Genomic DNA, 7557 nt, shown 5'->3' with positions numbered 1-7557 from the left:
CCAGTCAACCCGGGACCACCGACATTCCGACCCCGAAAACCGCCCGATCAGCGCTTGATTCGCGATATACCGGCATACGCTCCCGCAAGACGCGATTCGTCTCGCGGAGACCCGCGCTGAGCGACCAGAACCACCGAGCACGTTTCGTCTCGCGGGGACCCGCGCTGAGCGAGCCAAGCAAGCCGAAGCGTCGCTCAACGACCAAGACAGCCGGCACGCGTTTCGTCTCGCGCAGACCCGCGCTGAGCGAGCGAAGCGAGTCGAAGCGTCGCTCAACGATCGAAACCCGCGCGCACGTTTCGTCTCGCGGAGACCCGCGCTGAGCGAGCGAAGCGAGTCGAAGCGAGTCGAAGCGTCACTCACCAACCGAGAATCGCGAGCACGTTTCGTCTCGCTCCGCTCGCTCAACGACCGAGGCACGCGGACGCGTTTCGAGTCACTCAACGACCGAGGCACGCGGACGCGTTTCGTCTCGCTCAACGACCGAGGCACACGGACGAGTTTCGTCTCGCTCAACGACCGAGGCACGCGGACGCGTCTCGTCTCGCGACGACCCGCGCCGAGCGAGCGAAGCGAGTCGAAGCGTCGCTCAACGACCCGGGCGGCCCGGGCGGCCGGCGCGACCGGGGCGACCGAGAACCGTTCGCTCAGGCCGGTTCCGTCGCGCGGATCAGCTCGCATTCGACGCACGACCACACGACGAGGAACCGCTCATCGTCGAGAATCTCGAATGTGAGGCGATCTCCGCAGGTCGGGCAGACCCGGGGATCCACCGCACGAGAACGCATGCCCTCAGCTACGAGCGATTCGGCAACCGATGGCGGCGCCCGAGCGTCAGCCGCAGAAGGCCGAGGCCGACTCCTTCAGCTGCTCGATCGCCTCGACGGTCTCCGGGGCCTGCAGATCTGTCGCTTCGCCGAGCTGCTGGGCGCCCGAGCGGACGAGATCGCCGAGCTGCCCGTCGAGGTCATCGGCGAGACCGTTCAGCGTCGACACGAGGTCGTCGCGCGCGGCGTCGAGCTGCTCCTCGGTCGCTCCGCCCTGGTCGATCGCCGACTGGTACTGGGCGTAGGCGTCATCGATCGTCGCGCAGGCCTCCTCGAGCGGCACCCCGACGACGTCTCCGGCGAGCTGGGCGGCCTGCGAGCACCCTGCGAGGAGGGCGGCAGAGAGCAGGAGGGGAACGATGACGAGACGACGCATGGTTCGAGGGTAACCGCGCCGGCATCGGGGTACCTGAGTGTGCGCGTCAGCTCTCGCGATCGCGCCGCGGACGGTACCGGCGCCCGAAGCTGCGCTCCGCGCCCTCGTAGATCTCCACGAGCTCCCAGTCGTAGCGGCGCCCGCCCGGCACGTCGAAGATGCGGATGCCGTCGCCCAGGAAGACCGGGACGACGAAGACCTGCAGCTCGTCGATCAGGTCGTGCTCGAGTGCCTGACGGGCGATGTCGGCGCTGATGATCTGGACGTCCTTCTCCCCCGTGATCTCCTGCGCGCGACGGATCGCCTCGACGATGTCGCAGTCCATGGCGACGACAGTGTCGTCATCCGCAAGCTCCTCGGGACGATGCGTCAGGATGAACTCCGTCCCCGACCACGCACCCCCGTAGGCCTGCGACGTCATCTCATCGCGCTCGTCGCGTTGCGCGAGGGCCGCGTCGTAGCCGCGCCGACCGGAGATGATCACCCCGACATCTCCCGCCATCCGCTCCATCGCTCCGTCGGCCATCGGTTCCCCGACCGAGAGCCAGGACATCTCGTGGTCGAGTCCCGCGATGAAGCCGTCGATCGAACTGGTGAATCCCCACGCGACCTTGCCCATGATCTCTCCAACCACTTGTGGTTTGCAATTGGTTAGAGCGTATGCCCGACTGATGGTATTCTGCAAGTGGTTTCGAGAGAGGAAGTCCGCGTGACAGCTCGACGTTCCGGCTGCCCGATCAACCTGTCGCTCGAGATCTTCGGCGATAAATGGTCGCTGCTCGTGCTGCGCGACATCATGTTCGGCAACCGCCGCCACTTCGGCGAGCTGCTCGCGAACTCGGACGAGGGGATCGCGAGCAACATCCTCGCGAACAGGCTCGCCCGCCTCGTCGACCTCGGGATGCTGTCGCGCTCAGCTGACCCCACCCACAAGCAGAAGGTGATCTACAGCCTCACCGAGCCGTCGATCCAGCTGGTCCCCGTGTTCGCGCACCTCGGCGCGTGGGGGCGTCGACACCTCCCGGTCGCGCCGGAGCTCGCCATCCGCGCCGAGCTGCTCGAAGACGGCGGCCCCGCGCTCTGGGACGCGTTCATGGACGAACTCCGCGAACTCCACCTCGGCACACCGCAGGCCGCCGGATCGTCGAGCGTTCTCGCGGGACTCACCGAGGCCTATCTCCGAGAGAGCGAGAAGTCAGCCTCGCGTCACATCCTCGCGTAGCGGGCGCGAGCGAAGCAGAACAGGCCGTAGAGGGCGAGGCCGGCACCGACGGCCCAGAGGATCACGGCTCCGAAGGGCAGCTCGGCGAGGCTTCGCAGCGCTGCGTCCAGACCACCCGCCTTCTCCGGATCGTGCGTGAGAGCCGCGACGACGAAGAGGATGCCCGCCACCACGACCGCGATGCCTTTCGCGATGTAACCGGCGACCCCGAACGCGATGATGCCCTTTCGCGCCTTCCCGGCAGGAAGATCGAGGTGCTTCGTGAACGCGCGCGTGATGCCGCGCACGACGAACGCGACGCCGACCGCGGCCACGATGAGGCCGACCAGCACGAGCAGAGCGACGCCGGCAGGCGCCGAGAGCAGACGCGCGCTGAAGGACTGCGTCGAGTCCGAGGACTGCGACTGCCCGCCGAGAGCGTAGACGAGTGCGGTGGCCGCGATCGCGAGGTACGCGGCCGCCGTGCCGAGGAACTTGATGCGGTGGCCCCACTTCTTCTTCGTGTCGGGGTCGCGTTCGACGATGGCCTCGGCGATCTGCCAGATGGCAAGGGCGACCAGACCGAGCACGATGAGCCACAGCAGGAAGACACCGCCGGGGTTCTGCTGGATCTTCTCCAGCGCGCCGCCCTGATCGGCATTCTCTCCGCCGCCGCCCACGGCGATCGAGATGGCGATCGCTCCGATCAGGATGTGGAGGATGCCGAGGACCACGTATCCGACGCGCGCGAGGACCCGGAAGACCTTCGAGTCCTGCGCGGCCCGCGCGGTGGAAGAGGCCGAGTGTGTGGTGTTCATGGGTTCGAGGCGCCTTCGGTCGATGGTGCAGGAGATGCGGGAGATGCGGGTGACAGAGAGGAAACGGAACGGGCAGCGCGACGGTCGCGCACGGCTTCGACGGCGATCCAGACGAGCGTGGCGACGGCGATGCCCTCGAGCATGCCTGCGACCACGTCGCTCAGCCAATGGGCCTGCAGATAGGTGCGGCTCCACATCATGACGAGCACCCAGACGCCGCCGATCGCCCAGACGAACCAGTGCCGGAACAGCAGGCCGAGGATGACCACGACCGTGGTGGCGACCGCGGTGTGCCCGGAGGGGAAGGATGTCGCCATGCGTTCGGCGAGCGAATCGGCCGGGCGGACGCGGCCGATCACGGCGGCCATCGTCGCGCCGATCGCGACGACCGTGACCATGGCGATCGCCAGAGTCGCGGCATCCCACCGTCGGCGGCGCCAGAGCAGCAGCAGGATCACGAGGGCTCCGACGACGATCATGCCGATGGTGCCGCCGATGACCGCCGGCACCCAGGCGACCGCGATCCCGAGATCGCTGACCGTCGAATCCGTCAGGTCGTGCCACCAGAGATCGGCGGGGAGCGGTTCGTGACCGCCGGCGGCGACGACGGCGCGGAGGATCACGAAGGCGACGGCAGCGGAGATACCGACGACGAGGACGGCCGCTCGGCCGCGGGGGCTCGAGACGCGGAGCCTGCTCGGCGTGCGCTCAGTCATCGTTGCCCTTGCCCTTGTCGCCCTTGCCCTTGTCGTCCTTCTCCTTCTTGTCGTCCTTATTACCGTTCTCGTCGCCTTCGTCGTTCGAGTCGTCGTCTTCGGCGGGCACCACAGGATCGGTCACCACAGTGTCGTCGGGCACGGTCGGGGGCGGGACGGATGCCGCTTCGAGATCGGCACGGACGGCCGCGATGGACTGCTGGATGATCGCCGCCCGTTCGGCGCTGATCTCTCCGTCGGAGCGGGCCTGGGTCGTCTCGGTCTCGAGCGCGGCGAGATCGGTCAGAGCGGTCGCCGGGTCGCCTGCCTCGGCACTCTCGGCGATCGCGAGCACCTGCGCCTGCCACTGCTCACTGGTCTGCGCGTCGAGCTCGGTCTTCGGGCCGACGCATCCGGCCATGGTCAGAACGGCCGCGACGGCAGCGGCTGCGAATGCAGCACGCATACGGCGGCTCACGGCGACACCGAATCGAGCAGCTGCTGAAGGTGCGAGGCGAGCGGTTCTTCGACCGCGGGAAGTTCCGGCGGAGGCCCCGGCTGCTCGGCGGCTCCCCAGATCGAGACTCCCACGATGATGGCGGCGATGATCGCAGCGAGCACCGACGGCACCAGCCACCGGCGACGTCGGGAGCGAGGTGCCGCCTCGCGCCTTGCCTCGGTGTCGGTTCCGGTTTCGGAAGTCGGCAGCAGCACCGCCGTGCGCCTGCCGGTGTTCGCCCGTTGCTGAGCGTCGCGGTGCGCGGCATCCACCTCAGCATCCGGCATCGCGACAGTCGCCGAAGACGCGACGGTCGCGGAAGACGCAGCGGCTCCGGAGTGCCGCCCTTCCACCCTCACGACGACATCGAGAGCGGTGGGGCGGTCTGCGGGGTCCCGCGCCGTCATAGCGGTGAGCAGAGTGCCCCACGCATGACCGACGGAGGACGGGATGACAGGGTCCTGCGTGAGCCGGGCCAGCACAGCCTCACGCAGGCCGGTCTGCGCGAACGCAGCGCGGCCGGTGAGCGCCTCGAGCAGGACGAGCCCCAGAGAGTAGACGTCCGATTCCGGCAGCGGATCGTCTCCGGTGACCTGTTCGGGACTCAGATAGGCGGCAGAGCCGATGATGGTTCCGGGGGTGGTCATCCGCGTCGTGTCGACCAGATGCGCGATGCCGAAGTCCGCGAGCTTGGCGTGGAACTCCTCGCCCGGAACGCTCGGGGCGCGCAGCAGCACGTTCGCCGGCTTCACGTCTCGATGCACGATGCCGGCGTCGTGGACGACATGGAGAGCCTCACCGAGATCGCGTGCGATCCGGGCTGTGGTGGGCTCCGGCAACGGCCCGCCGCGGAGCCTCTCCTCCAGCGTGGGTCCGTCGACATACTCCATCACCAGGTACTTCGGCGTGGCCCCGCCCACCTGCGCGTCATACAGCGTGACGAGCGCGGGGTGGTTGAGTCCGGCGAGCAGCCGCGTCTCCGAAGTCGTCCGTGCCGTCTCGGTCGCGCCGTCGCGGAACACCTTCACCGCGACGTCGCGACCGAGCAGCCTGTCCTGAGCCCGGTAGACGACGCCCATTCCGCCCTCGCCCAGTCGGGCACGCAGGGCGTAGCGTTCACCGAGGATCCGACCGGTGAGGTCTCCGGCGTGCGGAGCGGTCACGCCGCTCTCACGCGATGGGGTCGGTGTCGCGGATGCTGCGCCGCGTGACCCGCTCGCCGGTCGCCGCGTCGACCGAGGTCGCAGAGACACTCTCCGTCCGGCGGCTGCGCATGACGAGGATGAGGCTGATGAGGAAGACGACGATGCCGGCGCCCATCAGGATGTAGCCGATCAGGTCGAGGTCGACGTATCCACCCGTGTCGACGTTGATCGCGAAGGTGAGGATGATGCCGATGACGAAGAGCGCGATTCCGCTTCCGATACCCATGATTTTCATTCCTCTCTGGAGCCGCACCTGCGGCCCGACTACCCACACAATATGGTCAACCGTCGATGAGTCAACGGGCATGGACGAAACTTTCCCCCCGTGGTATGGATGGAAGCGATGACTGATCTGGAACGTCGCGTCGACATCTTCGCCGCCCTCGCCGATCAGACGCGCCTGCGCATCGTCGACCTGCTCTCTCTCGGCGATCTGTCGTCGTCGGAGATCGGCTCGCGGCTCGATCTGCCCTCGAACCTGATCGCGCACCACCTCGCGGTGCTCGAGTCGTCGGACATCATCGCCCGCACGCGTTCGGAGTTCGACCGGCGACGTCGCTACATCGGCCTGCGCCCCGAGGTCTTCGAGACCCTCGCTCCGGCGAGCGTGAAGCCTCCGAGCAGGATCCTCTTCGTCTGCACCGCGAACTCCGCGCGATCACAGCTCGCCGAAGTGCTCTGGCAGGACGTGAGCGAGATCGCCGTGGCCTCTGCCGGGACGGCCCCCGCGGAAGCCGTGAACCCGGAAGCCGCCGCCGCGGCGGCGCGCCACGGGCTGACCATCGATGCCTCGCGCCGCCCCCGTCACGTCGACGAGGTCCGAGCCGAGGGCGACCTCGTGATCACGGTGTGCGACGACGCCCACGAGAAGCTCGTCGTCCGCGACGATCTGCACTGGTCGATCCGCGATCCCGCACGGGTGGGCACGCCCGCCGCGTTCGACGCCGCGTTCGAGTCGCTGAGTCGCCGCATCCGCGGATTCGTCTCCCGCTTCGCGCCGGCCTGACGGCAGCGGCTCGAGACCCCGGCCGGCGGATGTCGGTGTGCCCGGCTATCGTCGCCCTCGTGCCGGAGCCAGTGCAGCAGTGGTGGGCGAGGAGGCAGTTCTCGCGGGGCTCGGACGTGCCCTACGAGCCGGGCACCTTCCGCGCCGGGTGGGCAGCGTACCCGGAGCTGATCAGGCAGTATCACCCCGAGCTCAACCACGGTATCGCCCTCTCGCAGGTGCCGCTGGCCGCCGACGTGCTGCTCTGCTGGAAGTGCGCCGTCGGTCACCGGTTCGCGGCGACGCCTACCGAGCAGCGCGAGCGACCGGGACGCGTGCGCAGACGCTCGGCCTGGTGCCCCGAGTGCTCGGCACTCGCGCGGCCCCAACCCGTCGTGCTCGGCGAGGCACGCGCGATCCCGGCGCGGCCGCGAAAGCCCGCACCTGCCCTGTGCACCAAGACGCCGGATCTGCCGAGGGGCACGGCGTTCCTCAGCGCATGCGCGCCGAAGCCGGCATCCGCCGCCGAGGCGAAGCTGCGGGCGATGCTGACCGAGCGCCTGGTGTTCACCGGCGGACTGAACGCGGTCAAGGTCACCCGTCCGTTCTTCCGCCACACCGAGGTGTGGCCTGACATCCTGCTCCCCGAGCTGCGCGTCGCGATCGAGTACGACACCGTGGGCAGGCATGGGCTGGAGCATGTCGGAAAGCGCGAGGAGACGGATCGGCGGAAGGACCGCGCGCTGCGGAGCGCCGGATGGGAGGTCGTGCGCGTGCGGACAGGGAAGCTCGAGCCGCTCGGCCCCTACGACCTGCGGATCGCGGCAGTCGGAGCACGCGGCGTGGCACTCCTCATCGACCGGCTGCGCGACATCCGCGGCGCGCTGATGGTCGACGCTTATCTCCGGGAGTCCGGGGCGACCCCGAGCGGCAGCGCCGGCTGAGATGATC

At 68.7% G+C, this 7557-nt stretch carries 10 protein-coding genes; 3 read left to right on the top strand and 7 right to left on the bottom strand.

Translation table 11 applies throughout. The features are described 5' to 3' along the window. Positions 1-834: 834 nt before the first annotated feature. The gene (locus RS85_RS00765) at positions 835-1203 is read right to left on the bottom strand and encodes a hypothetical protein (RefSeq protein WP_046011505.1); all 369 of its coding nucleotides are present in this window, start codon (positions 1201-1203) and stop codon (positions 835-837) included. Between the two features lie 46 nt (positions 1204-1249). Beyond that, positions 1250-1837 carry a dihydrofolate reductase family protein gene (locus tag RS85_RS00760; RefSeq protein ID WP_235282291.1) on the bottom strand — a complete coding sequence of 196 codons (588 nt, stop codon included), beginning with the start codon at positions 1835-1837 and terminating at the stop codon, positions 1250-1252. Positions 1838-1912: 75 nt separating this feature from the next. Between RS85_RS00760 and RS85_RS00755 the strand changes: the two genes are divergently transcribed. After that, entirely contained in the window at positions 1913-2425 is a 513-nt protein-coding gene (locus RS85_RS00755; protein WP_046011503.1) for a winged helix-turn-helix transcriptional regulator, read from the top strand. Here RS85_RS00755 and RS85_RS00750 read toward each other — a convergent pair. Genes RS85_RS00750 through RS85_RS00730 form a run of 5 tightly spaced genes read right to left on the bottom strand, consistent with a single transcriptional unit; the run spans position 2410 to position 5847 of the window. Beyond that, entirely contained in the window at positions 2410-3222 is an 813-nt protein-coding gene (locus tag RS85_RS00750) for a DUF1206 domain-containing protein (protein WP_046011502.1), read from the bottom strand. The genes RS85_RS00755 and RS85_RS00750 overlap by 16 nt on opposite strands. Further along, positions 3219-3938 (bottom strand): phosphatase PAP2 family protein, encoded by a 720-nt coding sequence (locus RS85_RS00745; RefSeq protein WP_082087428.1) that lies wholly within the window; start codon positions 3936-3938, stop codon positions 3219-3221. The genes RS85_RS00750 and RS85_RS00745 overlap by 4 nt, the downstream gene beginning before the upstream one ends. Further along, positions 3931-4395 (bottom strand): hypothetical protein, encoded by a 465-nt coding sequence (locus RS85_RS18845; RefSeq protein ID WP_160298601.1) that lies wholly within the window; start codon positions 4393-4395, stop codon positions 3931-3933. Before RS85_RS18845 ends, RS85_RS00745 begins: the two co-directional genes overlap by 8 nt. After that, on the bottom strand, positions 4392-5579 hold the full coding sequence (locus RS85_RS00735; protein WP_046011501.1) for a serine/threonine-protein kinase: 1188 nt from the start codon (positions 5577-5579) through the stop codon (positions 4392-4394). The genes RS85_RS18845 and RS85_RS00735 overlap by 4 nt, the downstream gene beginning before the upstream one ends. Before the next feature lie 7 nt (positions 5580-5586). Beyond that, complete coding sequence (locus RS85_RS00730; RefSeq protein ID WP_046011500.1) at positions 5587-5847, bottom strand: DUF6458 family protein; 261 nt, start codon at positions 5845-5847, stop codon at positions 5587-5589. Positions 5848-5964: 117 nt separating this feature from the next. Between RS85_RS00730 and RS85_RS00725 the strand changes: the two genes are divergently transcribed. Further along, complete coding sequence (locus RS85_RS00725; protein ID WP_082087429.1) at positions 5965-6627, top strand: arsenate reductase/protein-tyrosine-phosphatase family protein; 663 nt, start codon at positions 5965-5967, stop codon at positions 6625-6627. Positions 6628-6686: 59 nt separating this feature from the next. After that, entirely contained in the window at positions 6687-7550 is an 864-nt protein-coding gene (locus RS85_RS00720) for a zinc-ribbon domain-containing protein (RefSeq protein WP_082087430.1), read from the top strand. Positions 7551-7557 lie beyond the last annotated feature (7 nt).

The sequence above is a fragment of the Microbacterium sp. SA39 genome (assembly GCF_000967865.1).
GTDB lineage: Bacteria > Actinomycetota > Actinomycetes > Actinomycetales > Microbacteriaceae > Microbacterium.
Note: the sequence above shows the minus strand (reverse complement) of the source record. Positions and strands in the feature narration are given on the sequence as shown.

Bases quoted from the DNA above. Each gene is read 5' to 3' on its own strand.
- RS85_RS00765 (WP_046011505.1), bottom strand. From the start codon at position 1,203: ATGCGTCGTCTCGTCATCGTTCCCCTCCTGCTCTCTGCCGCCCTCCTC.
- RS85_RS00750 (WP_046011502.1), bottom strand. From the start codon at position 3,222: ATGAACACCACACACTCGGCCTCTTCCACCGCGCGGGCCGCGCAGGAC.
- RS85_RS00745 (WP_082087428.1), bottom strand. From the start codon at position 3,938: ATGACTGAGCGCACGCCGAGCAGGCTCCGCGTCTCGAGCCCCCGCGGC.
- RS85_RS00730 (WP_046011500.1), bottom strand. From the start codon at position 5,847: ATGGGTATCGGAAGCGGAATCGCGCTCTTCGTCATCGGCATCATCCTC.
- RS85_RS00725 (WP_082087429.1), top strand. From the start codon at position 5,965: ATGACTGATCTGGAACGTCGCGTCGACATCTTCGCCGCCCTCGCCGAT.